Here is a 23,836-nt window from a genome sequence, read left to right on the forward strand (position 1 = left end):
GCTCATTCCTTGGTTCCGCCGGCGGTCATGCCCTCGACGAGGAACCGCTGCGCGAACAGGAAGATCAACAGGATGGGGGCCACCGAGAGCAGGGTCGCGAGGGCCAGCGTCGGGAGCTGGATCACGATGCTCGAGGCGGTCGTGGGGTTGAAGGCGGGGACGTTCGCCAACATGTTGGCCAGGCCCACCTGGACCGGGATCTTCGTTCCGCCGACCACGAGGAACGGGAGGAAGTAGTTGTTCCAGTTCGCGACGAAGCTGAAGAAGCCGACGAGCGCGATGACGGGCGTCGCGAGCGGCATGGCCACCTGCGCGAACACGCGCAGCTCGCCGGCGCCGTCGATGCGCGCCGCGTTCAGCAGGTCGCGGGAGACCGCGGTCGAGAAGTAGATGTAGGTGAGGTACACCCCGAACGGGAAGAACGAGAACGGCAGGATGACCGCGAGCGGATTGCCGATGAGCTTCGCCGCACTGAGCTCGAGGAAGATCGGGAGCACGAGCGCCGTGTTCGGGATGAGCATCACGATGAGCGTGGTCACCAGCAGCAGCCGCCGGCCCTTGAACTCGATGAGCGCGAGCGCGTACCCGGCCGGGATGCTCACGACCAGCGTGATGGCGAGCGCCGCGAACGAGTAGAAGGCGGAGTTGCCGAGCCACGTCGAGAAGATGCCGCTGCCGAAGGCGAACAGCTCGTTCCAGTTCGCGGCGAGCTGGTCGAACGAGCCGAACGAGAACGGACCGTCGAGCAGGAGCTGGCTGTTCGTCTTGGTCGGCGCGAGCACCATCCAGATGATCGGCAGCACGAAGAAGGCGGCGAACACGAGCAGGACGAGGATGACCGCGGCGCGGCCGACCCACTGTCCGGGGGTGAGGGCGGGGCGCTGCCTGCGCCGGGTGGTCACGTCAGTCACGTTCGAACAGCTTTCCGCGGAAGATGAAGATCGCCGAGAGCCCCAGCGCGACCACGAGCAGCACGACCGAGATCGCGGCGGATCCCGAGAAGTCGTTCTGGCGGAAGGCGTAGAGGTAGGCGAGCTGGTTGAGGGAGTAGTCCTCGGGGACGACGTTCTTCGTCGCCTGCGCGAGGATCTTCGGTTCGACGAAGAGCTGGGTTCCGGCGGCCAACGACATGACGCCCATGTAGCTGATCCACTTCTTCAGCATCGGGAGCTGGATGTGCCACGCCGTCTGCACGGGGCCGGCGCCGTCGATGCGGGCGGCCTCCATGACCTCGACGGGGATGTTGTTGAGTGCCCCGTACATGATCACGATCCAGGAACCGGCACCCGCCCAGAACGCGATGACGGTGAACACGACCGGGAGGTTGCCCACGGCCACCACGTTGACGAGCGACTCGTAGCCCATGGCGTGCAGGAGGCCGGAGACCGGGCTGACCGAGGGGTCGAGCACGAACAGCCAGAGCAGCACGCTCGAGGCCCCGGCGATGGCGCCCGGCACGTAGAAGAGGAAGCGGGCGGCGTTGCCGAGCCAGCGGACCCGGATGCCGTGCACGATGACGGCGAGCAGGACCACGAAGACGATGAGGCTGACGAGCCAGAAGAGCACGTAGAGCGCCACGTGCAGGACCGCCGGGAGGAACCGGTAGTCGGCGAAGACCCTGGCGAAGTTGTCGACGCCCACGAAGGCGCCGTTGCGGGTGAACGACAGGTAGAGCGCGTAGAGCGTCGGCAGCAGTCCGAAGGCCAGCAGCAGCAGCGTGTAGCCGCTGACGAAGACGTAGCCGTAGCGCAACTGGCCGGCGTTCATGCGAGAGGCGCGGCGGCCCCCCGGCCGACGCCGCCCCGAGGGGACGACGTCGACCGGGACCGGAGGTGCGGTGACGGTCACGTTACTCGACCGAGTACCCGTTGACGGTGGCCTCGTTCTCGAGCTCCTCCTGCCATGCCGGCAGCAGCGACTCGATGGTCTCGCCCTCGGCGATGCCGGGGATGACGATCTTCGCCCAGGCCGACTCGGGGCTCCACGAGGTGACGTTCCAGCCGGACCAGACCTGGCCCGCGGCATCCGACATCACGGTCTTGAAGTCGTCGTTGACGAAGTACGACGCCTCCGCCTGCTTGTCGAGCCACTTCTCGGCGGCCTCCGTGTAGGCGGGGTAGCCCGACGACGCGTCGACCTGGAACTCCTCGGCGCTCGTCACGAACTCCAGGAAGGTCTCGACGGCCTCGAGGTTCTTCGAGTGGCTCGAGGCGTACCAGACGCCGCCGCCCACGTTGCCGGCCGCGACGTCGCCGCCCTCCCACTTCAGCGGGGCGCTGACGCTGATCTCGCCGGCGGGGGTGGCGAGACCGCCCTGGAAGATGGCGCCCGTGTACCAGACCGGCCCCGGCACGCCGACGAGCTTGTCGGCGTACTTCGACGCGAAGTCGGCGCTGAAGAAGCTGTCCTGCACGAGCGTGCCGTTCGCGAGCATCCCGTCGAGGATCTTCGAGATCTTCTCGGCGTTCGCGTCGGAGGTGTCGGAGTGGAACACGCCCTGCTCGGGCGACTGGAAGACCGGCGACTCGGAGCCGCCGTAGTAGACGTACGTCATGAAGCTGTCGCCGAGGCTGCCGAGGATGTACCCCGGGTGCTCCGCGGCGAGCTTGTCGCCGAGCTCCGCGTACTCCTCCCAGGTCGTGGGCGCCTCGTAGCCGAACTCGTCGAGGAGCCTCTGGTTCGAGAAGAACACCGTCTGGGCCAGGTCGTTGCGGAGGCCGTACACGGTGCCGTCGATGGTCGTGTAGTCGAGCGAGCCCTCGGCGAAGCCGTCGAGGAACTCCTCGTCGAGGAAGCCCTTGTTCAGCGGCGCCGCGAAGCCCTGCTCGCCGCTCGTGGTCTGCTTCGACGCCCAGATCGCGTCATTCTGCTGGGTGGAGAAGACCACGTCGGGCCAGCCCTCGCCGGCCTGGTCCATGAGGGCGATCTTGCTCTGGAACGAACCGCTGCCGCCGGCCGAGCCGTCGTACGTCTCGAAGGCGATCTCGATGTCCGGGTACGCCTCCTGGAAGGCCGTGACGGCCGGCTCGCGGGAGGCATCGACCCAGACGGTGATCGGGCTGTCGGCCACCTGCTCCGCCTGCGTGAAGCCGAGCGAGGTGTCACCGCCGCCCGAGGCATCCGCGGAGCAAGAGCTGAGGGCGAGGAGCCCCGCAGCGGCCGCGGCGGCCACCGTGAGGAACCGGGCCGCTCGACGGCGGGAGGACGAGTGCTGTGACATTTCGCATCCTGTTCTGGTCGGCGTCTCTGACGACAGTGCACACCCAGGGGCGGGGGCAGAAGTGATTACATCATACGTCTTATCTCGTCCGCAAGGGACATCATAGGTATTACGAATATTGGTCGGTATGCTGTGACGCATGTCCGATCCGATCACCGCGTCGACCGCGACCGAGTACCCCACGATCGCCGCGCGCGCCCGTGCGCCGCGACTCGGCGTGACGGTCGTCGGCGCCCTCGTGGACGCCATCGTGCGGGGCGACCTGCTCCCCGGTTCCTCCCTCCCGCCCGAGGCCGTCCTCTGCGAGCAGTTCGGCGTCAGCCGCACCGTGATCCGCGAGTCGGTCAAGCGCCTCGAGGAGAAGGGCCTCGTCACGGTCGCCCAGGGGCGCGGCACGCAGGTGCTGCCGCCCACCTCCTGGAGCATGATCGACGCCACCGTGCTCTCGGCGCTCGTCGCCAACGACGCGACGCTCGGCATCCTCGACGAGCTGAGCGTCGTGCGCGCGGCCCTCGAGGCCGTCATCGCGCGCGACGCCGCCCTCCGCCGCACCGAGGACCAGCTCGAGCGCCTTCGCGAGGCACTGATGCTGATGCGCGAGACCATCGCCGACGAGCCGCGGTTCAACGAGGCCGACGTCGTCTTCCACGCGGTCGTCGGCGAGATCACCTCGAATCGGCTCGCCGACAGCCTCGTGCGCACCCTGTTCGCGCAGGCCCGCGAGAGCGCCCGTTTCCACCTGCACAGCCAGCTCGACCTCACCCTTCAAGAGCACGAGGCGGTCTTCGCGGCCATCGAGGCGGGCGATCCCGAGGCGGCCGAGTCCGCCATGCGCGCCCACATCATCGACGCCTGGGAGCGCCGGCGGCCGCCGAGCCCCAAGCGCTGAGCGGCGGAACGACGAACGACGAACGGCCCGGGAGTCTCCTCCCGGGCCGTTCGTCGTGCCGGCCACATGCGACGCGCCTCGCGCGTCACCGACGGGCACGCGTCAGCCGCGCGCGCCCGCCTCGGCCATCACCTGCTTCGCGGCATCCGGCCACTGCTCCTGCGGCACGCCGTTCAGCTCGACGTTGTCGGTCCACGTGGTGAAGTACTCGGGGAACCGCACGTAGCGCTCGCGGCCGCCGGTCCACCAGTTGCTCGTGAACGTCAGGTCGAGCGTGTTGAAGATCTCGGGACCGTTCGTGTCGGCGTTCACGTAGATGTAGCGGCTCGAGTCGAGGATCACGTTCTCGCGCACCTCGATGTAGCGCGACCCCTGGTCGATGAGCATGCCGAAGGTCTCGCGGCTGTCGTAGATGTAGTTGCGCTCGATGACCGTGCCAGGGGCCGCCGACAGCGTGTAGATGCTGCCGCCGTCGTGCATCTCGTTCTTCGTGTCGTAGATGAGGTTGTACGCCACGTGGTTGTCGCGGAACGTGGTGGGCGTCTCGTACACGGGCTGGTACTCGAAGAGCCCGGCGTCCTTGTAGTACTGGTTGCCGCCCGGGTCGTTGATGCCCCAGCCCCAGCCGATGTCGATGCCGTCGTACGGCAGGTCGGTCAGCGTGTTGTGCGAGATCTCCGCACGCGTCACGTAGGTCGAGAGCACGCCAGCGCTGTCGCGGTAGCCCTGGCCGATGCGGGTGATCGTGTTGTCCTCGATCGTGATGTCCTGCACCGTCATGCGAGGGTCGCTCGGGTGGTGGGCGTCCGGCTGGATGCCGCCGACGACGATGCCCGATCCGGCGAGGTCGCTGAACGTGTTGCCCAGGACCTCGATGTCGGATGCCCCGTAGCCGACGCCCGTCTCGTGCGCATTCGGGTCCATGCCGATGCCGAGGCCGACCGAGCCGAGCTGCTCGAACTCGTTGCCCTCGAAGGCGACATCGGATGCCGCGGAGACCTGGACCGCCGCGGGGATCTGCCACCACTCGTTGCGGGACTCCTCGAACTCGGGGCATCCGTCCTGGCAGGTCTCGAGGTAGTCGGCGGGCGGCTCGTACTGCCCGACCATGTGCGCGCCGCTCTGCTGGTCGGCGTAGCCCTGCTCGCTGCTCGGACGCATCCAGGTCGTGTCGGTGAACCGGATGCCGGTGAAGTCGAGTCCGGTGACCGGCCGGTCGTAGGTGCCGCCGATCTCGACGAGCGTCTCGAGACGCGGCAGGCGCACGTCGAGACCCTCCATGCTCGCGCCTGGCTCGGCCTGGTAGAAGACCTTGCCGGCCGGGGAGTCGAGGTACCACTCACCGGGGTTCGCGAAGAACTCGTAGGCGTTGGCGAGGTAGATCGCGCCGCGGTTGTACGGCGACTTCAGGGTGTCGTACCCGAAGTTGTTGTTCTGCCAGGCCGGCTGCACCATCGCGATCTCGTTGCCGGTGATCGACTCGACGGGCGAGATGCGGTCGGTGAACGAGCCCATGCTCACGACCTCGAGGTCGGACTGGTTGCCCAGCGCGCTGAGGTCGCCGAAGCGGTCGTCGTTCAGGGTCAGCCCCTGCTCGGTCCAGGTGAGGTGGGCGCGATCCTTCTTGTCGACGCCGAGCTGCAGCTGGGTGCGCTTGGCGGGGGTGCCGTCGACGTAGAGCTGACGGGACTGGGTGCCGGGCGCAACGTCGGCGACCCAGATGTTCTGCTCGGCGTCATGGAGGGTCCAGCCCGTCACGGCACTGCCGCCCGAGAGCACGGCCTGCTCGCCCGGCGCGCTCGTCCACGTGACGGTGTGCCCGTTCTGCCCGCCGTCCTTCGGGCCGAACTCGAGCGGCTGCTCGAGCTCGTACACGCCGCCGTCGAGCAGCACCGTGACGTCCTGCTTCTTGCCCTTGTTCTTCACGACGCTCTTCGCCGCATCGATGGACGTCACGACGATGTCGCCCGCGGGCGCGCCCTGCGTGCCGTTCGGTGCGACGACCACGGTGAGCGAGCGGTCCTTGCCGCCTTGGTTCCCGTCGCCGCCCTGGCCCGGCCCGTTGCCACCGGCGGCGTGCGCCGGTGCGGCCACGGCGACCATCCCGACGATCGCGACCGCCGCGGTGACGGCGCCCAGACGTCGCTGAGTGAGTATCCTCATTGATTTCTCCTCGATCATGTGTCGAATGACATCATACGAATGACGAGGGTATGAGCCCCGTTCGAGGGACGTCAAGCCGGTGTGCAGCATCTGCAACGCAGGATTCATCAGACGAGCCGCGATGTTCGCGTGGCCATCCGCGCGGCCGCGGGCGACACGCCGTCGCCCTCGCAGGGGCGAAATCCGGCGCGCCCGTCAGAGCGTCGCGCCCGCGATCGCCTCCCCGAGCGGCGTTCGCAGGTGCAGCATCCGGGCGCCGTCGCGGCGGCTCGCAACGAGCCCGCTCTCGCGCAGCACGCTCAGGTGATGCGAGGCCGTGGAGATCGCCAGGCCGGCGTCGGAGGCCACCTGCGAGGTCGTGCGCTCGGCATGCGCGTCGAGCAGGATCCCGGCGCGAGCGGGGCCGAGCAGCGCTCCGAGCGCCTCGGCGGCGGATCCCGCGTCCCTGGCCCAGGTCTCGGTCACGCCCTGCGCCGGATAGAAGATCGTCGGCTGCGCGGGCGGTTCGGTCAGCACCGTGCAGCCCTGGGCGGTGAACACCGACGGCACGAGCACGAGCCCGCTCCCCCGGCAGTCGAGCTCCTCGCGATGCATGCGCAGCTCGACCCGCACGACGTCGTCGCTCCAGGCCAGGGTGCGGTGCAGCGACCCGACCATGCCCGCGAGCCCGTCGGTGGCGATGCGCCGCGCCCGCACCGCGATGTCGGCCCGGAGGATGCGCTCGAGCTGCACCCAGACCGGCGCGAGCACGGCCTCCCACATCGACTCGACGGCGTCGGCGAGCATGGCGCGGGCGCGCAACGGATCGTCGAGCATGCGCTGGATCGCGTGCTGCCTGGCCCCCGTCGACCGCAGCACCATCTTGCGCAGGTCCACGCGCATGAGCTCGGGCGAGACCGTTCGCAGCCGCTCGAACTCGTCGGCGGGCTGCATGTCCCACGTCGGCGTCGCGGTGAAGAAGTCGGGGAAGTACCCCTCGGCCCCGATCACCGTCGCCAGCAGCTCGAAGGCCGGTCGCGGCATCCGGGATCGCGCCCCGCGGAGCCAGCCCCACTGCAGGGGGTACTCCTCGGGCCGCTGCAGCACGCGCACCGCGTTGCAGAGCTCGTGACCGGGCGAGACGCCGAACCTGATCGCCGAGATGTCGTCGGGCGCAAGGCGGAAGTCCACGAAGTTTCGATCCACGTCGAAACTCTAACGCGAGCGGATGCCGCGGGTGGAGCCTGTTCACGACACAGACCACCCACCGACCCGGAGGACCCCATGATCACGTCATCGACGCCGGCCGAGATCCTGCTCGCGCCCACGACCGACCCCTCGGACGCGCCGGACCTCGTGCACGCCGCCGACCTGCTCATCACCTCGACGAGCCGCACCCGCCGCTTCGTCGGCGCCGAGCACGGGTCGGGCGTCTCCTACTTCTTCGTCGACTACGAGCTCGGCCAGGGCACCGACCTGCACTGGCACCCGTACCCCGAGACGTGGATCGTGCTCGAGGGCGAGGCCGAGCTCACGATCGGCGACCGGCAGCTCACGGCACGCGTCGGCGACACCGCGACCGTGCCCACCGGGGTCTGGCACCGGTTCGCCAACCGAAGCGAGGCCCGGCTCAAGATGCTCTGCATCCACGCCTCGCCGGTCATCATCCAGACGTGGGCCGATTGAGCCACGCGGCCCGAACTCCGAACGCCGAACTCCCGAACTCCGCACTCCGAACTCCGAACTCCGACCTCCGAACTCCGAACTCCGAACTCCGAACTCCGAAGGGAAACGAACATGACGTTCCAGGCATATCTCGACAACATCGAGGCGAAGACCGGCATCACGCCGCGCGAGTTCATCGAACTGGCGCACGAGCAGGGCTTCGACGAGACGACGAAGTCCACGCCCATCGTCGCGTGGCTGAAGGCCGACTACGGCCTCGGGCAGGGGCACGCGATGGCGCTCGTGCACGTCATCACGAAGGGCCCGCAGATCAGCGACAAGCACGTGGGCACCGGCACCGCGCACAGCGACCCGAGCAACATGCTCTGGCTCGACGGCGCGGCGACGAATCCGAACCGATAGCACTGGTTCCGGATGTCGGTGGCCGGTGGCATCGTGGCGCCATGGGGATCGAGGTGCGACCGGCGTCCGTCTTCGAGGACGTGGCGACGATGGTGGGGCCCAAGCGGCCCGACGCGAACGTCTGCTTCTGCCTGAGCTACCGCGTGGGGTCCAAGGAGAACCTGGCCCTCACGGGCCCGGCACGCGGCGAGCGCGTACGCGAGCTCTGCGCCGAGGATCCGCCGCCGGGCGTGCTCGCCTACGCGGGCGACGAGGTCGTCGGCTGGGCCGGCGTGCATCCTCGGGCCGACACGAGCTTCGCGCGCAACCGCAAGATCCCGCACGTCGACGACCTCGACGTCTGGTCGGTGTGGTGCATCCGCGTGCGTCCGGGCCACCGGGGCGAGGGCATCTCGCACCGGCTCCTCGAGGGTGCCGTCGCGTTCGCCCGCGACCATGGCGCCCCGGCCATCGAGGGCTACCCCGTCGACAACCGGGGCGCGAAGGTCGACCTGACGATGGCCTACGTCGGAACGCGTGCGCTCTTCGAGAAGGCCGGGTTCCGCAAGGCGGCAGACACCACGTCGGTGATCAACGGGTTCCCGCGGGTGCTCATGCGCCTGGGACTCGGTACGTGAACGCAAGCCCCTTGGCAGCGGCATCCGCACCCGACAGCATGGAACGCATGCAACGCGTCGACGTCATCGAATGGCTGCTCGAATCCGATCCCTCCGTGCGCTGGCAGGTGATGCGCGATCTCACCGACCAGCCGCCCGAGCGGGTCGCGACCGAGCGTGCCCGCATCGCGACCGAGGGCCACGGTGCCGGGCTACTCGACCTGCAGACCGCCGACGGGTACTGGGGCGGCCAGGCGTACGGCGTCGACGGCGATCGCCGCAGCGTCATGTGGACCCTGCAGGCGTTGCGCCGCCTCGGCATCGATCCGGATGTCGCGCCCACGCGCCGCGCGATCGAGCGTGTCCGATCGGGCGTGCGCTTCAGCGAGGACGACGGGGGCCTGCCGTTCTTCGCGGGCGAGGTCGAGGCGTGCGTCAACGGCGGCGTGCTCGCGGCATCCGCGTACTTCGGCGTGCTCGGCGACGGCGCCGATCGCATGATCGGCCTGCTCCTCGAGGGGCAGCTCGAGGACGGCGGCTGGAACTGCGAACCTCGGGAGGAATCCGATCGCTCGTCCTTCGACTCAACGCTGTGCGTGCTCGAGGGGCTTCTCGAATTCCAGCGCGCCGTCGGCGATGGCGCGACGCCGCCCGAGGTGATCGCGGCCCGCCATCACGGCGAGGAGTACCTGCTCGAACGCAACCTCTACCGGCGCAAGTCGACGGGCGGCATCGTGCGCGAGCGCTACGAGAACTTCATCTTCCCGCCGTACTGGGTGTACGACGTGCTGCGTGCGCTCGACCACTTCCGCGAGGCCTCGATCATCGACGGCACCGCGCCCGACGAACGACTCGAGCCGGCCGTCGAGCTGCTCCGCTCGCATCGCCGCGACGACGGCCGCTGGGCCGCGGGCGACCCGTGGAACGGCGAGGTGTTCTTCGCGATCGACGAGCCGGCCGGGACCCCGAGCCCGTGGAACACGCTGCGCGCGCTGCGGGTGCTCGACTGGGCCGATTCGGGCCGATCGGCCGCATGACGCGCCGCACGAGTCAGCGCACGTCCCGGCAGGCAGGTCGCCGGATGCCCCGGGGCCGGAGCGCCGAGCCGCGCTCCACCGATCGACGGTCTCGAACGCGCCCGATCGTCGTCGGCCTCCTGCTCGGGGCGACCGCCGCAGGGGTGGCGTTCCAGTGGCGCTGGCTCGCCCGCCGCCAGCACCACTGGCGCACCGCGCTCGCGGAGGCGATCCCCGTGAACTCGGCGTACTGGCGGGAGCAGCGCGCGGGGGCCGGCGAGCTGCTCTACGTCGCCGTCGGCGACTCGGCTGCCCAAGGCATCGGCGCGAGCCGGCCGGGACACAGTTACGTCGGATTCGTCGCGCGCACGCTGGCCGCGGCATCCACCCGCGAGATCCGCACCGTGAACCTCGGCATCTCGGGTGCGACGCTGCGCATCGCGCTCGACTCCGAGCTGCCCGTGCTCGAGCGACTCGACCCCGACGTGCTCACGGTCTGCATCGGCGCCAACGACATCGCGGACTTCGACCCCGTGCGATTCGACCGCGAACTGCGCGAGCTGTTCGCGCGGCTGCCCGATCACGCGATCGTGGCCGACCTGCCGAGCTTCTACTTCCCGCCCGCGCAGGGCCGGGTGCGCACGGCGAACCGCCTGCTCCGGGCCGCCGCCGCTGAGCGAGGCCTGGTCGTGGTGCCGCTCTTCTCCCGCACGAACCGGCAGGGACTCTGGGGCGTGTCGACGCAGTTCGCGGGAGACCTGTTCCACCCCAACGACCGCGGGTACCGCATCTGGGCCGAGGCGTTCCGCCCGGCGGTCGAGGCGCGCCTGGCGCAGCTCGACGCCGCCGCCCCCGCGTCGCGCGCCCCGTGATCGGCACCTCGGCGCGGCCGGGCACCGTTGTGGCGGGATCCGGCCGCCACCCAGCCGAAGTGCGAGACAATTGAGGAGCACCGCGCGCGCGAACCGTCGCGACCGATCGGGTGCAGGAGACCCACGTGACCTTCGAATCCATGACGACGTCCCAGCCCCTCGATCTCGCGAGCATCCGACGGGACTTCCCGTACCTCGCGCAGGAGCTGAACGGCTTCCCGCTCGCCTACCTCGACTCGGGTGCCACCGCGCAGCGCCCGGTGCAGGTGCTCGACGCCGAACGCGCGTTCCTCGAGCACGCGAACGCGGCCGTGCACCGCGGCGCCTCGACGCTCGTCGGCACGTCCACGACCGCCTTCGAGGATGCGCGCGCGACCGTGGCCCGCTTCGTCGGCGCCGGCGAGCGCGAGATCGTCTGGGCCGAGAACGCGACCGACGCGATCAACATCGTCGCCCTGGGCATGGCGGATGCCGCAGCGGGCCTGGGCGGCGCCGAGGCCGACGTGTTCCGGCTCGGCCCCGGCGACGAGATCGTCGTGACCGAGGCCGAGCACCACGCGAACCTCATCCCGTGGCAGCGCCTCGCGGCGAAGACCGGCGCGACCCTGCGCTGGATCCCCGTCGACGACGACGGCACGTGGAACATCGACCACGCGGCATCCGTCATCGGCGAGAAGACCAGGCTCGTCGCGTTCGCGCACGTCTCGAACGTGACCGGCCACGTCGCCCCGGTGACCGACGTGGTCGAGCTCGCACACCGCCACGCGGCGCTCGTGGTGCTCGACGCCTGCCAGTCGGTGCCGCACCGCCCCACCGACTTCGCGGCGCTCGGCGTCGACTTCGCCGCCTTCTCGGCGCACAAGATGCTCGGTCCGAACGGCATCGGCGTGCTCTACGGCCGCGCGCACCTGCTCGACGCGCTGCCCCCGGCCCGCACGGGCGGCTCGACCATCACGACCGTGACCATGGAGGCGGCCGAGTTCCTGCCGTCACCGCAGCGATTCGAGGCCGGCACCCAGCCCGTCTCGCAGGCTGTCGGCCTCGCCGAGGCCGTGCGGTACCTCGAGCGCCTCGACATGCACCGGGTGCACGAGCACGAGGTCGAACTCGCCGCGCTGATGGTCGACGAGGTCTCGCGCATCCCCGGCGTCCGACTGGTGGGCAGCGGGGCCGGCGTCGAGCGCGGCGCCCTCGCGAGCGTCGACGTCCCCGGCGTGCATGCGCACGACGTCGGGCAGTTCCTCGACTCGCGGGGCATCGCCGTGCGAGTCGGGCACCACTGCGCGCAGCCGCTGCACCGCCGCCTGGGCCTGCGCGCCACGACGCGCGCCAGCGCCTACGTCTACACGACGGCCGACGAGGTGCGCCGCTTCACGGCCGCCCTCGGCGAGGTCCGCGCGTTCTTCGGCGTGACGGGGGCGAGCGCATGAGCGACCTGTCGGGGCTCTACCAGGAGCTCATCCTCGACCACTCGAAGCGCCGCGTCGGCGACGGCGCGCTCGCCGATCCGCACGCCTCGCACCACGAGCTGAACCCCACGTGCGGCGACGAGATCACCCTCGGCCTCCGGCTCGACGCATCCGGCACGAAGGTCGAGGCCGTCGGCTGGCAGGGCGATGGATGCAGCATCTCGATGGCCTCCGCATCGGCCCTGACGGAGCTCGTCGTCGGTTCCGACGTGGCGCACGTGCGAGAGCTCATCGACGGGTTCCGGTCGATGCTGCGCTCGCAGGGCGCCGGCGAGCCCGATGAAGACCTGCTCGGCGACGCGATCGCGTTCCACGGCGTCTCCAAGTACGTGATGCGCGTCAAGTGCGCCATGCTCTCCTGGGTCGCCCTCGAAGCCTGCCTGAACGCGGCCGTCGCTGCTGCCGGCGCCGCACACGCCGTGCCGGCCGGGGTGACGGATGCCTCGGCGCCGACGCCCAGCGAACAGGCTTAGGCTCGTACCACCGCCGCCGTACAGAAAGAGGAAACGCCTGCCATGAGCGACGCCCTTGACGTCTTCGACCGCCGTGAGTCGGAGGTGCGCGGCTACGTGCGCGCCTTCCCGACCGTGTTCGATCGGGCGGTCGGCTCGACGCTGATCGGCGAAGACGGCCGCGAGTACCTCGACTTCTTCGCCGGTGCCGGCGTGCTGAACTACGGGCACAACAACCCGCTCTTCACCCGCGCACTCATCGAGTACCTCGAGCACGACGGCATCATCCACGGCCTCGACATGGCGACCTCGGCCAAGAAGGCCTTCATCGAGGCGTTCGAGCGTCTCGTGCTCGAGCCACGCGGGCTCGACCACAAGCTGCAGTTCACCGGGCCCACCGGCGCCAACGCCGTCGAGGCAGCCCTCAAGGTCGCCCGCCAGGCGACCGGCCGCACCAACGTCATCGCGTTCACGAACGCCTTCCACGGCCTGAGCATCGGCGCGCTCGCCGCGACCGGCAACAGCCACTACCGCGGCGCCGCAGGCATCACGCTCGACAACATCACTCGCCTGCCCTACGACGGCTACCTCGGCACCGAGGTCGACACGCTCGACCTCCTCGAGAAGATGCTCGACGACCCGGGCTCGGGCGTCGACCTGCCCGCGGCGGTCATCGTGGAGGCCGTGCAGGGCGAGGGCGGCATCAACGTCGCGAGCGTCCCGTGGCTGCAGCGCCTGCGGACGATCACCGCCGAGCGCGGCATCCTGCTCATCCTCGACGAGATCCAGGCCGGGGTCGGTCGCACGGGTGCGTTCTTCGCGTTCGAGCAGTCGGGCATCGTGCCCGACATCGTGACCGTCTCGAAGTCGATCTCGGGCTCCGGCCTGCCGATGTCGCTCGTGCTGCTGCGCCCCGAGGTCGACGTGTGGAAGCCCGGCGCCCACACCGGCACCTTCCGCGGCAACAACCTCGCCTTCGTCTCCGCCCGCGCGGCCCTCGAGAACTACTGGGCCGACACCGCGTTCGTCGACGGCGTCGCCTCGAAGTCGGCGCTGCTCGCGTCGGAGCTCGAGAAGATCGCCGCCGAGTACACCGACCTCGGGTTCGTCGTGCGCGGTCGCGGCCTCATGTACGGCCTCGCGTGCGACGCCGACCGCGGCCTCGCCGGCCGCATCTCGAAGGAGGCGTTCTCGCGCGGGCTCGTCATCGAGACCTCCGGCGCTCACGACGAGGTGCTGAAGTTCCTGCCGGCGCTGACGATCAGCGAAGACGAATTGCTGCGCGGCCTCTCGATCGTGCGCGAGAGCCTCGCCGCCGCCCTGGCCGAGTAGCGGCGTCGGGGAGCGCCGAGCCCGGCTCCGGCCCGCGCCGTCCTTTCCCGCGTTCCGAGAACAGGCGGATCCGGCCCAGTCGAGCCGGAAACAGGCACGACCGCGGCGTGTCGTCCGCCGTTGCCTGTTTCCGATCACGACGGCGAGCGGCTCAACGGGCCCGGCTCCGGCCGGCGCCGTCCTTTGCCGCGTTCCGAGAACAGGCGGATCCGGCCCAGCCGAGCCGGGAACAGGCACGACCGCGGCGTGTCGTCCGCCGTTGCCTGTTTCGGATCACGGCGGCGAGCGGCCGAAGGCGCCCGCGCCCGGCGCCCGGCGCGCGCGGCGAGCGAACTACGCGACCGGCTCGGCGTCGGCGAGGTGGCGTGCGCCGTGGCTCAGCACCTTGACGACGATGCCGCGTCGGCGAAGCGCCGCGATGGTTCGGGTCTCCTCGTCGACGCTGCGGCCCATGGCATGGCGGTTCGCCACGACGAGCACGTCACCCGCGCGAAGGGTTCCGAAGAAGCGCTCGAGCCGCTCCTCCCAGGTGTCGTCGTTCTCGGGCGCCGGGAACCTGAAGTCGGGGATCGCGACGCCGAACGCGGTGAGGTCGCGACGCTGCTCGACGATCGGCGGCATGTCGTCGCGGGCCACGACCAACCCGACGAGGCGTGAGCCCTCGGGCTTGGCCTTCCACCAGTCGGAGTCGCGCTGCAGCTCGACGAAGCACTCGGGGCAGTCGTTCGCGACGTGCACGTGCGTCGCCGTCGCCGCGCGCTTCGCGGAATCCGCGTGCCCGCTCGGTGCCGCGCTCGTCACATCGCCCATGATCAGCCTTTCTGGTTTGGGTCCATTGTCCCAGTTCCGGCCGACATCCGGGAGACGGCCTCACTCGGAAGCTCAGGCAGGCGGCTGCTCCTGCGAGAGCAGCCGGAGCAGGCGCGCGAGTGCGGCCTGATCGTCGCGGCTGAGCGCCGCCAGTTCGACGCCCTCGCGAGCGACGAGTCCGCGCATGGCCTCGTCGACGCGCTCGACGCCCTCGGGCCTGAGGCGCACCAGGATGCTGCGCCCGTCGCGAGGGTTGGGCCGTCGCTCGACCAGCCCCCGGACGACGAGGTTCTCGAGCCGGTTCGTCATCGCCGCACTGCCGATCATCGTCGCGGCGATGAGCTGCGCGGGGCTGAGCTCATGCGGCTCCTCCTGGCGGCGCAGCGCCGCGAGGACGTCGAACTCCCACGACGCGAGACCGGCGTCCTTGAACGCGGCGGCCCGCAGCTTCGCGAGCCGGTTCGCTGCCCGGCGCAGTCGCGACATCACGTCGAGCGGTGAGAGGTCGGTCTCGGGCAACCGCCGGGACCACGCGTCGATCAGCAGGTCGACCTCGTCGTCGCGTTCGCTCGGCCTGGGGTTCACGCTCTCGACGGTAGCGCGATCACGCGGCATCCGGAGCACTCGATGCCGGCTCCGCGAGCGGACAGAACGCCGCACCCGCGGCCCGGATACGAAACGAGCGGACCGGATGCCGAGGCATCGGACCCGCTCGTCGATCGTGCAAGCGGCGACTACTGCACCGACCAGCCGCCGTCGGAGGCGAGGATCGCGCCGTTGATGTTGACGCCGTCCTCGCTCAGGAGGAACGTGATCGAGGCGGCGAGCGCCTCGGCCGTCGCGACGGTCGGGATGGCCCCCTGGAACGGCGCGAGGCGGGCGGAGCCGACCTCGGACACGTGCGGGGGGAACGGGATGCCGGTCGCGACGCCGCCAGGGGCGACGGCGTTCACGCGCACGCCCTGCAGCGCGTACATGAAGGCGGCCGACTTCGTCATGCCGACGACGGCGTGCTTGGACGCCGTGTAGGCGTTGCCCGACGCGTTGCCGCGAAGGCCGGCCTCGCTCGCGACGTTCACGATCGAGCCCTTGCCGGCCTCGAGCATGAACGGCACGACGGCGCGCGTGAGCTTGAAGGTGCCCGTCACGTTGACGGCCATGACCTTGTCCCAGATGGCGTCGGGCGTCTCGTGGATCGGCGAGAAGTCGTCGTTGATGCCCGCGACATTGGCGAGTCCGTAGATCGAGTCACCGGCGGCGGCGACGATCGCGTCGATCGACTCCTGCTTCGTGATGTCGCCCGCGACGGGCACGATCTCGGCGCCGGGGATCGAGGCGGCGAACTCGTCGAGCTTGTCGGCGGAGATGTCGACGGCGACGACGCGGCCGCCCTCGCGTGCGATGCGGCTCGCCGTCGCGCGACCGATGCCGGACGCGGCGCCGGTGACGATGACGGTCTTGCCGGCGAAGCGGCCCGAGGTGATCTTCTCGGCCCAGACCTTGGAGTCGCCCTCGTCCTCGGGGATGACGCCGCCGTTGACCGCCTTGACGAGCTCGTCCACGGCCGACTGCGGCATCTGGCCCTGGCTCATGACGACGAGCTGCTGCAGGGGAAGGCTCGCGATCGGGGCGAGCTGGTCGGTCGAGCCGCCGCCCTGGCCCACGAGGCCCTGGAGCGCGGCCTTGCCGGCGGGGTCGGCGAGCCATTCGGCGATGGTGGAGTTGGCGGTGAGCGCCATGATGCTTCCTTCTTTCTGTCCGGCCGGATCGGTCGAAGCGGGGTGCGCCGGATGTCTCGGGGCTGCGGCATCCGTCGGTCCGTCGGTCCGTCGGGATGCTGCACCACACCGTGCGACTCCGGACGGGACACCTCCAGCCTAAACAACATCTGTCGGATATCCGACAATTGTCGGCGAACTCACGGCCAGCTCGCCTCGAGGACTGCGAGAATGCGGGCATGGGCGAACCCGGTGGTGAGCGCGACGAGCACGGCGGCCGCAATGAGCGCGACGACGACCGCGAGGAGCGCGTCGACGCGCGCGTCGAGCGCACGCGGCGTGCCCTTCAGCGCGCCGCCCTCGTCCTCGCCCGCGAGGGCCGGTTCGACGACGCGACCGTCGCGGAACTGACCGAGGCGGCGGGCGTGAACCGCTCGAGCTTCTACCAGCACTACGACGACCGCCAGGTGCTGCTCGCCGACGCGATCGAGGCCGCCGAGATCGAGGCGGTCTCCGAGCTCGGCACCCCGACCGACATCCCCGACCGGCTCCCCGAGTCGATGGTCGCCTTCATCGCCCACTTCGAGGCTGACGCCGACCTCTACCGGCGCCTCCTCGGCGAGCGCGGCTCCCCCATCGTCGCCGCCCGCATCCGCGCCCGCTTCGAGGCTCAGGCCCGCGCGGGCGTCATCTCCTCGGGCACGACGGCGTTCGAGGGCCTGCCGATCGACGTCGTGGCCGCCGGCATCGCGGGTTCGTGCCTGGCCGTGATCCAGGCATGGCTCGAACTCGACCCTCGGCCCGACATCGAGACCGCCGCCGAGTGGGTCTGGCGCGTGCTCGTCGGCCCGGGCGTGCCGATCGCCTCGCCCATGCGCGATCGGCCTCAGTCGACGGCGTAGGCGTCGTAGACGACCCGGTCGGGCCCGCGCGCGGCGACCCCGATGATGAAGCGGCGCTGGAGGGCCGCGAATGCGGGGGCGGATGTCTCGACCTCCACGTGCAGCCGGAACGCATACCGGTCGGACGGCACGGCCTCTCCGCGCCCGAGCGCCGCCAGCACGTCGGGCTCTCCGGAGCGAAGGCCGTGCGTGCGCACGTGGAGCAATTCGCCCCCCGCGGTGCGGGCGGTGTAGCGCGTGTCGATCTCGATCGTGCCGTCGGAGCGCACGACCTGCCAGTCGGCCCCGCCCGGCAGCACCTCGGCGTCGACGCCGTCACCCAGTCGTCCCCCGAGGATCGGCACGACCCGGCGATGGCCCCGACTCGTCACGCCGTGGTCCTCCACGTCGCCCACGAGCACGTCGGCCCGGAACACCTTCACGAGCCGGGCGGGCGGCGGCTCGACGGCCGCCGCGCCTGCGGAACCGGCCGGAGCTGCGGCATCCGCGGGGCTCATGCGTCCGGCTCCCCGGGTGCGACGGCGGGCGTCGAGCGGAGGTCGCGCCGCGTCCGGGATACGTCCTGCAGGGCGTCGCGCAACCGCTCGAGTGCGGGCACGGCGGCGGCGAGCGCGCGGGCGTCGCCGGCATCGAGGGCGTCGACCGCCTCGCCGAGCAGGGAGGCGCTGGCCTCGTCGAATCGGCCGAGCAGGCGCTCGGATCGTTCGGAGGCGCGAACGCCGAGACGCCGGCGGTCGGCCGGGTCGGGCTCCCGCGTGACGAGCCCCGCGGCCGCCATGGACTTCAGCAAGTTGCTCACCGTCGTGCGGTTGAGGCTGAGGTCGTCGGCGAGCTCGACCGGACTCCGCGTCGTGCCCGCCGGAAGCGCTCGAAGCACCTCGATCTGCGTGTCGGGGATGTCGGGCAGGTCTTCGGCCTCGCGGGCGGCGCGCAGCAGGCTGCGGCGCAGCGGCGAGATGACCCCGCTGAGCCGGGCCACGTCGACGCGGTCGGCCGCGCGCTCGGCGCCGCTCATGCCCGGACCGCCGGCGGCGTCAGCGACGACCGCTCGTTGAGCAGGTCGGCGTGGAACCCGGCCGCGACCTTGTACGCCTCGGCGATCTCCCGGAGCTCGGCCTCGGGGATCACGTCGTGGACGTCGGCGAAGCCCTGCGGCGCGCGCTCGTATGCGAGCTGCATGACCCGCTCGGGGCCGAGCTGCCGGGTCATCGCGTTCAGGCGCGTCGTCACGGGACGGCGATCGGCCTCGTAGGCGGCGAGCGCGGCGTCGATGCCGGAGGCGGCCGTGCCGGTGGTGGCCGTGCCGGCCGTGGCTGTGCCGGAGGCGACTGTATCGGCGGCAGCCGTGCCGGCAGCAGCCGCTTCGGCGGCAGCCAGGTGGAAGGCGAGCGCGCGAGCGTCGAGGATCGCCTGCGAGGCCCCGTTCGAGCCGTTGGGGTACAGCGCGTGGGCGGCGTCCCCGAGCAACGTCGTCCGCCCGACGGTCCAGCGCTCGAGCGGGTCGCGGTCGACCATCGGGTACTCGAGGATCTCGTCGGCGGCGACGATCACGCCGGGTACGTCGAGCCAGTCGAAGCGCCAGTCGGCGAAGAGCTCGGCGATCGGCGCCGGGTCGACGGCACGGTTCCAGTCGGCGGACTCCTTGACGCCCGCGGGGGCACGCCGCTCGGCGATGAAGTTGAGGCGGGTCATGCCGTCGTCGGAGCCCGATGCGACGAGCGGGTACGCCACGAACTTCTGCTCGGCGTCGCCGGCCATGATCATCGTGCGACCGTCGAGGAAGGTCGGTGCGAGGGCCGTGCCGCGCCAGAGCAGGAGCCGGTTCCACAGGGGCGCCCCCTCGGCCGGGTGGGCCTGCGCCCGGAGGGCGGAGTGGATGCCGTCGGCCCCGACCACGACGTCGGCGTCGACGACGAGCTCGTCGCCCGCGGCATCCGTGAACCGCGCACGCTCGACGACGCCGCCGCCGTCGGAGCCCGCGACGCCGTGCTCGACGCCGGTCGCGCGCCACCCGAGCCGGATCGCGTCGGCGCCGAGGCGACGCCGGACCTCGTCGGCGAGCAGCAGTTGGAACTCACCCCGGTGCACCGAGAGCTGCGGCCAGTGGTATCCCGCTTCGAGGCCCCGGGGTTCGCTCCAGACGGGCTGCCCGAAGCGGGTGAAGTACGAGAGCCGCGCGGGGGCGGTGCCGATCGCGGCCACCTCGTCGACGAGCCCGAGTTCGGTGAGCTCGCGCACGGCGTGCGGCAGCAGGTTCATGCCGACCCCGAGCGGCCGGAGCTCCCGGGCCCGCTCGACGACGGTCACGTCGCGGAACCCCGCCGCTTCCAGGCTCAGTGCCGTTGCGAGCCCGCCGATGCCGGCTCCGACGATGACGATCTTCACGCTGCCTCCTTGCAGGTCGTGAATTGAGTTTGGAACAAACGCAATTCCCTGTCAAGGGTCCGCCGGCGGACTCCGCGCCAGACGCGCCTCGCGCTGGACTCCGCGTCAGACGCGCCTCACGAGCTGATGCGGGCCTCGATGAGCCGCGCCGCGGCCGAAGGCCCGTCCTGCCCTGCGAAGACCTCCTGCACCCCGGTTGCGGCCTCGCGGATCCCCGGATCGGTGAGCACGCGGCGCACTGCGTCGATGAACTCCGGTCGCCCGACGTGCTTCGGCGGCACGCGAAGGGCGTTGCCGCGGCCGACGCACACCTCCACGTTCCACACCTGCTCGGGTTGCAGGCCGAGGCCGACGAAGGGGATTCCGGTGGCGCATGCCGTCTGCACGGTGCCCTGGCCGCCGTGCAGCACGGCCGCGTCGACGAGTCCGCCCAACAGGTGGGCGGGCAGCAGTCCGGTGACGTGCACGTTCGGGGGCACCTCGTCGCCGGGCTCCAGATAGTGCCCGATCGGCGCGACCACGTTGACGGGCAGCGTGCCCAGCTGGGCGGCCGCGGCGAGCGCGAGCCGCCGGTCGGCCGAGGATCCGAGCCCGAGGTAGACGAGCGGTTCGGATGCCGCGGCCAGGTCATCCACGATCGGAGGCATCGGCGCGTCCAACCGCGCGAAGATCGGCCCGACGCGGCGGTAGCCGTCGGGCAGGTCGTACCCGTCCAGTTCCCACGGCATGACCGTCAGCAGGTTCTCGTCGGCCTCGAGCATCGACGCGACGGTCCGGAGCGGCGGCACCCCGTTCGCCTCGGCGACGGAGGCGAAGGCGCGCGGCGCGACGGGGGCACGGGTGTACACCCAGCGGAACGCCGTCGTCGCGACCCGATCGGCGGTTCGTGCGAGCCACCCGCGACCCTGCACGAAGTGCATGCGACGGGTCTGCGCGACCTGCGGCCCGGTGAGCGCGAAGGGCACCGGATAGAAGAGCGGCACGCCCTCGGCGCGTGCGGAGATGAGCGACGTGATGTTCGAGCCGATCACGACCGCCGCGGCATCCGTCTCGCGGATGATGCGACGTTCCACGTCGACGCGCGCCGACACGAGGTCGCGGGTGAACGGACTCCGCAGCGCCCGCCCCTGGTCGAAGTCGAGGGCCTGCTTCCGCTCCGCCGCGGACCAGGCCGGTTCGCAGGCGCGGTACTCGAAGCCGGCGTCCGCGATGAGCTGCACGAAGTCGTGCTCGTAGCCCATGAACACCGCCCGGTGCGAGTCGTCGAGGGCGCGGGCGACCTCGATCATGCGGGTGGTCTCGGCGAGGTTGAAGGTCACCGGGCAGAAGACGACGGTCGCCATGGGTCGATCATCGCACCGCCGGGCCCGGTCGGTCCGATGCGCCGGCATCCCGACGGGCGCCACCGGGGCGGACCGCGGAGCCGGAAGCCGGCCCTCACGGCGCGGACCTGAAGCCTAGGGGCGAGCGGATGCCTCGGGCCGGTCCTTCGCCGCATCGCACTGCGTCGCCGACAGCCGGCCCTCGGGGTCGAGCTTCGAGAGGATGCTCGCGGTGATGGCGGCGAGCTGGTCGAGCTCTCCGGGGGCGAGCGCGTCGAGCACGTTCGACCGCACGGTCGCGACGTGGCCCGGCGCGGCGCGGTCGAGGACGGCGAGCCCCTCGTCCGTGATGCGGGCGTTCGTCGCGCGCTTGTCCTGGGGGCAGGGGAACCTGGCCAGGAGGCCCTTCTCCTCGAGGCGGCGGGCGACGTGCGAGAGGCGCGGGAGCGTGGCGTTGGTCTGCGATGCGAGCCGGGTCATGCGGCTCGTGCGATCGGGCGAGGACGCGAGCACGCTGAGCACGAGGTATTCGAAGTGGGTCAGCTCGACGTCTCGCTGGAGCTGCGCGTCGAGCATCGTGGGCAGCAGTTCGCTCACGGCGACGAGCCTGGCCCAGGCGGTCGCCTCGGCCGAGGAGAAGGGCTGGGTCGCGGTCATGCGCCCAGTCTACCGCATTAGTTGTCATGACAACTAAGTCGTGCTACGTTTGATTGTATCAACAAGTAATTGCGACGACTCGAGCCGTCGCGTCAGAAGGAGTCGCACAATGACCACGGTCAGCATCATCGGCAACGGCAACATGGGCACCGCCATCGGCGCCCTCGTCACCGAGGGCGGCAACGCCGTCGAGCACCTCGGCCGCGGGGCCGCGCCCATCTCCGGCGAGATCGTCGTGCTCGCGGTGCCGCATCCCGCCCTCGCCGAGGTCGTCGCCGTGCACGGCCCGCAGCTCGCGGGCAAGGTCGTCATCGACATCACCAACCCGCTCGACTTCGCCACCTTCGACGGACTCGTGGTCGACGCCGACGGCTCCGCCGCCGCCGACCTGGCCGCCGCGCTCCCCGAGTCGCGCGTCCTCAAGGCGTTCAACACCAACTTCGCCGCGACGCTCGCCGCGAAGCGGGTCGGCGAGGCGCAGACGACCGTGCTCGTCTCCGGCGATGACGACGAGGCCAAGCAGCTCGTCGCCGACGTCTTCACCGCGGGCGGCGTCAAGGTCATCGATGCGGGCGCGCTCAAGCGGGCCCGTGAACTCGAGGCGATCGGCTTCCTCCAGCTCACGCTCGCCGTCCAGGAGAAGACCTCCTGGACGGGCGGATTCTCGCTCAGCGCTTAACCTCGGTCGAGCCGGTTCGAACGGGCGGCGCCCCTCGCGGGGCTGCCGCCCGTTCGCCTTCCCCCCGCGCAATCCCCGCGCAATCCCTCCGCGCCATCGCCGGTATCTCGCGGCCGAAGCACTAGCCTGACCTAGACGCGCTGCGCTCCCGGTCGCGGCACCGCCGTCGGCCGCTCGCGACACCACCCGCGAGCGGGCCCTGAGCAGGAAGGACGACGACGATGATCGCCGCCATCGGCCACCTGCTCCCGATCGCGATCGCGGCCGCCGTCAGCTCCGTGCCGATCATGGCGACCATCGTGCTGCTGCTCTCGCCGAATCGCACCCGCACGGCACTGCCGTTCCTCATCGGCTGGGTCACCGGTCTCCTGCTCGTGGTCTCCATCTGCACCCTCGGCGCGCAACTCATCCCCACGCCGAAGCTGGGCCTGCGCCCGAACACGGCGATCGGCATCTGGGAGTCGATCATCGGCGTGGCCCTGATCGTGCTCGCCGTGGTCTCGTGGCGGCGCAGCCGTCACGAGACCCGCACAGAGCTGCCGAAGTGGCTCCGCTCGATCGACAAGATCGGAGCATGGTCGGCGGTCGGACTCGCCCTCGTGCTGAACGTACGACCCAAGGCGATCCTGCTCGCGATCGCCGCCGGCCTGGCCATCCGCGGAGAGAACCTCGACCTCGGGGAATCGGCCGTCTCCATCGGGTTCTACGTGGTGATCGCGGCCTCGACGGTCGCCGTGCCGATCATCGTCACGCTCGCCGCGCCGAAGCGCATGGAACCGCGGCTCGTCATCTGGCAGGACTGGCTCATCCGCAACAGCGACGTCGTCACCTCGCTCATCGTGCTGATGGTCGGCGTCGTCGTGCTCGGCAGCGGCATCAGCCGGTTCTGACCAGCCGGGTCCGAGAGCCCGGGGCGCGGCATCCGCCGGTCCTGGCCGACCGGGTCCGAGGCGCCGGCTCGCGGCATCCGCGGGTCAGGAGACCCGAGCGGACGTCCGCGACGTCAGGCCGACTGCAGGGCCTTGACCCGCTTCTTCGCACTCTTCTCGACGAGGACGGGCACGAAGTCGCGCACGTTGCGCCCATCGAACTCGTGGTGCTCCTCGTCGACGATCCTCGCGATCTCGGCCCGATCGACACTCGGGTACTTCACGGCGAGACGATCGACGACTTCTCCGACGCTGCGCAGTTCGGCGGCTTCGCGTTCTTCCATAGTGCGAGTCTGAGCCCACCCGGCACGGTGCGTCAACGACGCGCCGTGCAGTCCCAGCGTGCGCCCAGCCGCGC

General features: G+C 70.8%; 26 protein-coding genes. 12 read left to right on the plus strand and 14 right to left on the minus strand.

Features of this window, described 5'->3' with window-relative positions; translation table 11 throughout:
• Positions 1 to 2 precede the first annotated feature (2 nt).
• The 3 genes from GQQ95_RS15555 to GQQ95_RS15565 form a co-directional block, all read right to left on the minus strand.
• Positions 3 to 911: a carbohydrate ABC transporter permease gene (locus GQQ95_RS15555; RefSeq protein WP_157425871.1), complete on the minus strand. Its 909-nt coding sequence runs from the start codon at positions 909 to 911 to the stop codon at positions 3 to 5.
• Entirely contained in the window at positions 904 to 1,767 is an 864-nt protein-coding gene (locus tag GQQ95_RS15560) for a carbohydrate ABC transporter permease (protein ID WP_157425872.1), read from the minus strand. The genes GQQ95_RS15555 and GQQ95_RS15560 overlap by 8 nt, the downstream gene beginning before the upstream one ends.
• Before the next feature lie 82 nt (positions 1,768 to 1,849).
• Positions 1,850 to 3,220 carry an ABC transporter substrate-binding protein gene (locus GQQ95_RS15565; protein WP_157425873.1) on the minus strand — a complete coding sequence of 457 codons (1,371 nt, stop codon included), beginning with the start codon at positions 3,218 to 3,220 and terminating at the stop codon, positions 1,850 to 1,852.
• Positions 3,221 to 3,359: 139 nt separating this feature from the next.
• Between GQQ95_RS15565 and GQQ95_RS15570 the strand changes: the two genes are divergently transcribed.
• A complete protein-coding gene (locus GQQ95_RS15570) occupies positions 3,360 to 4,109 on the plus strand; it encodes a FadR/GntR family transcriptional regulator (protein ID WP_157425874.1) in 750 nt (249 codons plus the stop codon).
• Between the two features lie 102 nt (positions 4,110 to 4,211).
• On the opposite strand, the gene GQQ95_RS15575 is transcribed toward GQQ95_RS15570, so the two are convergent.
• Both GQQ95_RS15575 and GQQ95_RS15580 read right to left on the minus strand, forming a co-directional pair.
• A complete protein-coding gene (locus GQQ95_RS15575; protein ID WP_157425875.1) occupies positions 4,212 to 6,272 on the minus strand; it encodes a right-handed parallel beta-helix repeat-containing protein in 2,061 nt (686 codons plus the stop codon).
• Positions 6,273 to 6,467: 195 nt separating this feature from the next.
• Positions 6,468 to 7,457: an ArsR/SmtB family transcription factor gene (locus tag GQQ95_RS15580; protein WP_157425876.1), complete on the minus strand. Its 990-nt coding sequence runs from the start codon at positions 7,455 to 7,457 to the stop codon at positions 6,468 to 6,470.
• A gap of 78 nt (positions 7,458 to 7,535) precedes the next feature.
• Here GQQ95_RS15580 and GQQ95_RS15585 point away from each other — a divergent pair, with 78 nt between their 5' ends.
• From GQQ95_RS15585 to ectB, 8 genes are all read left to right on the plus strand, one after another.
• Positions 7,536 to 7,937: a cupin domain-containing protein gene (locus GQQ95_RS15585; RefSeq protein WP_157425877.1), complete on the plus strand. Its 402-nt coding sequence runs from the start codon at positions 7,536 to 7,538 to the stop codon at positions 7,935 to 7,937.
• 111 nt (positions 7,938 to 8,048) lie between these two features.
• On the plus strand, positions 8,049 to 8,339 hold the full coding sequence (locus GQQ95_RS15590) for a DUF4287 domain-containing protein (RefSeq protein ID WP_157425878.1): 291 nt from the start codon (positions 8,049 to 8,051) through the stop codon (positions 8,337 to 8,339).
• A 41-nt stretch (positions 8,340 to 8,380) separates the two neighbouring features.
• Positions 8,381 to 8,956, plus strand: a complete 576-nt coding sequence (locus GQQ95_RS15595) for a GNAT family N-acetyltransferase (RefSeq protein WP_157425879.1) — start codon at positions 8,381 to 8,383, stop codon at positions 8,954 to 8,956.
• A gap of 47 nt (positions 8,957 to 9,003) precedes the next feature.
• Complete coding sequence (locus tag GQQ95_RS15600; RefSeq protein WP_157425880.1) at positions 9,004 to 9,972, plus strand: prenyltransferase/squalene oxidase repeat-containing protein; 969 nt, start codon at positions 9,004 to 9,006, stop codon at positions 9,970 to 9,972.
• A gap of 44 nt (positions 9,973 to 10,016) precedes the next feature.
• Positions 10,017 to 10,823 carry an SGNH/GDSL hydrolase family protein gene (locus GQQ95_RS15605; protein WP_170296924.1) on the plus strand — a complete coding sequence of 269 codons (807 nt, stop codon included), beginning with the start codon at positions 10,017 to 10,019 and terminating at the stop codon, positions 10,821 to 10,823.
• 140 nt (positions 10,824 to 10,963) lie between these two features.
• A complete protein-coding gene (locus GQQ95_RS15610) occupies positions 10,964 to 12,253 on the plus strand; it encodes a SufS family cysteine desulfurase (protein ID WP_157426132.1) in 1,290 nt (429 codons plus the stop codon).
• A complete protein-coding gene (gene sufU / locus GQQ95_RS15615) occupies positions 12,250 to 12,765 on the plus strand; it encodes a Fe-S cluster assembly sulfur transfer protein SufU (RefSeq protein ID WP_157425882.1) in 516 nt (171 codons plus the stop codon). Before GQQ95_RS15610 ends, sufU begins: the two co-directional genes overlap by 4 nt.
• A 42-nt stretch (positions 12,766 to 12,807) precedes the next feature.
• Positions 12,808 to 14,076, plus strand: coding sequence for a diaminobutyrate--2-oxoglutarate transaminase (ectB, locus tag GQQ95_RS15620; protein WP_157425883.1), 1,269 nt, complete (start codon positions 12,808 to 12,810; stop codon positions 14,074 to 14,076).
• Positions 14,077 to 14,409: 333 nt separating this feature from the next.
• Here ectB and GQQ95_RS15625 read toward each other — a convergent pair whose 3' ends face one another.
• From GQQ95_RS15625 to GQQ95_RS15635, 3 genes are all read right to left on the minus strand, one after another.
• Positions 14,410 to 14,886, minus strand: coding sequence for a recombinase family protein (locus GQQ95_RS15625; RefSeq protein ID WP_157425884.1), 477 nt, complete (start codon positions 14,884 to 14,886; stop codon positions 14,410 to 14,412).
• Between the two features lie 72 nt (positions 14,887 to 14,958).
• Positions 14,959 to 15,471, minus strand: coding sequence for a MarR family winged helix-turn-helix transcriptional regulator (locus tag GQQ95_RS15630; RefSeq protein WP_246205135.1), 513 nt, complete (start codon positions 15,469 to 15,471; stop codon positions 14,959 to 14,961).
• A gap of 149 nt (positions 15,472 to 15,620) precedes the next feature.
• Entirely contained in the window at positions 15,621 to 16,625 is a 1,005-nt protein-coding gene (locus GQQ95_RS15635) for an SDR family NAD(P)-dependent oxidoreductase (RefSeq protein ID WP_157425886.1), read from the minus strand.
• 218 nt (positions 16,626 to 16,843) lie between these two features.
• On the opposite strand from GQQ95_RS15635, the gene GQQ95_RS15640 reads away from it, so the two are divergent.
• Positions 16,844 to 17,506 (plus strand): TetR/AcrR family transcriptional regulator, encoded by a 663-nt coding sequence (locus tag GQQ95_RS15640; protein WP_170296925.1) that lies wholly within the window; start codon positions 16,844 to 16,846, stop codon positions 17,504 to 17,506.
• On the opposite strand, the gene GQQ95_RS15645 is transcribed toward GQQ95_RS15640, so the two are convergent.
• The 5 genes from GQQ95_RS15645 to GQQ95_RS15665 all read right to left on the minus strand — a co-directional run bounded on the left by GQQ95_RS15645 (position 17,491) and on the right by GQQ95_RS15665 (position 21,870).
• Positions 17,491 to 18,003: a DUF3237 domain-containing protein gene (locus GQQ95_RS15645; RefSeq protein WP_157425888.1), complete on the minus strand. Its 513-nt coding sequence runs from the start codon at positions 18,001 to 18,003 to the stop codon at positions 17,491 to 17,493. The genes GQQ95_RS15640 and GQQ95_RS15645 overlap by 16 nt on opposite strands.
• Positions 18,000 to 18,521 carry a MarR family winged helix-turn-helix transcriptional regulator gene (locus GQQ95_RS15650; RefSeq protein ID WP_157425889.1) on the minus strand — a complete coding sequence of 174 codons (522 nt, stop codon included), beginning with the start codon at positions 18,519 to 18,521 and terminating at the stop codon, positions 18,000 to 18,002. The genes GQQ95_RS15645 and GQQ95_RS15650 overlap by 4 nt, the downstream gene beginning before the upstream one ends.
• Positions 18,518 to 19,891 carry an FAD-dependent monooxygenase gene (locus GQQ95_RS15655; RefSeq protein WP_157425890.1) on the minus strand — a complete coding sequence of 458 codons (1,374 nt, stop codon included), beginning with the start codon at positions 19,889 to 19,891 and terminating at the stop codon, positions 18,518 to 18,520. Before GQQ95_RS15655 ends, GQQ95_RS15650 begins: the two co-directional genes overlap by 4 nt.
• A 116-nt stretch (positions 19,892 to 20,007) precedes the next feature.
• Complete coding sequence (locus GQQ95_RS15660; RefSeq protein ID WP_170296926.1) at positions 20,008 to 21,234, minus strand: glycosyltransferase; 1,227 nt, start codon at positions 21,232 to 21,234, stop codon at positions 20,008 to 20,010.
• Positions 21,235 to 21,348: 114 nt separating this feature from the next.
• On the minus strand, positions 21,349 to 21,870 hold the full coding sequence (locus GQQ95_RS15665; RefSeq protein ID WP_157425892.1) for a MarR family winged helix-turn-helix transcriptional regulator: 522 nt from the start codon (positions 21,868 to 21,870) through the stop codon (positions 21,349 to 21,351).
• A 109-nt stretch (positions 21,871 to 21,979) separates the two neighbouring features.
• Between GQQ95_RS15665 and GQQ95_RS15670 the strand changes: the two genes are divergently transcribed.
• Positions 21,980 to 22,549 (plus strand): NADPH-dependent F420 reductase, encoded by a 570-nt coding sequence (locus GQQ95_RS15670; protein ID WP_157425893.1) that lies wholly within the window; start codon positions 21,980 to 21,982, stop codon positions 22,547 to 22,549.
• A 221-nt stretch (positions 22,550 to 22,770) separates the two neighbouring features.
• Positions 22,771 to 23,439 carry a GAP family protein gene (locus GQQ95_RS15675; protein WP_157425894.1) on the plus strand — a complete coding sequence of 223 codons (669 nt, stop codon included), beginning with the start codon at positions 22,771 to 22,773 and terminating at the stop codon, positions 23,437 to 23,439.
• A gap of 113 nt (positions 23,440 to 23,552) precedes the next feature.
• On the opposite strand, the gene GQQ95_RS15680 is transcribed toward GQQ95_RS15675, so the two are convergent.
• The gene (locus GQQ95_RS15680) at positions 23,553 to 23,762 is read right to left on the minus strand and encodes a three-helix bundle dimerization domain-containing protein (protein WP_157425895.1); all 210 of its coding nucleotides are present in this window, start codon (positions 23,760 to 23,762) and stop codon (positions 23,553 to 23,555) included.
• Positions 23,763 to 23,836 lie beyond the last annotated feature (74 nt).

The organism is Agromyces salentinus, from assembly GCF_009749395.1.
GTDB lineage: Bacteria > Actinomycetota > Actinomycetes > Actinomycetales > Microbacteriaceae > Agromyces > Agromyces salentinus.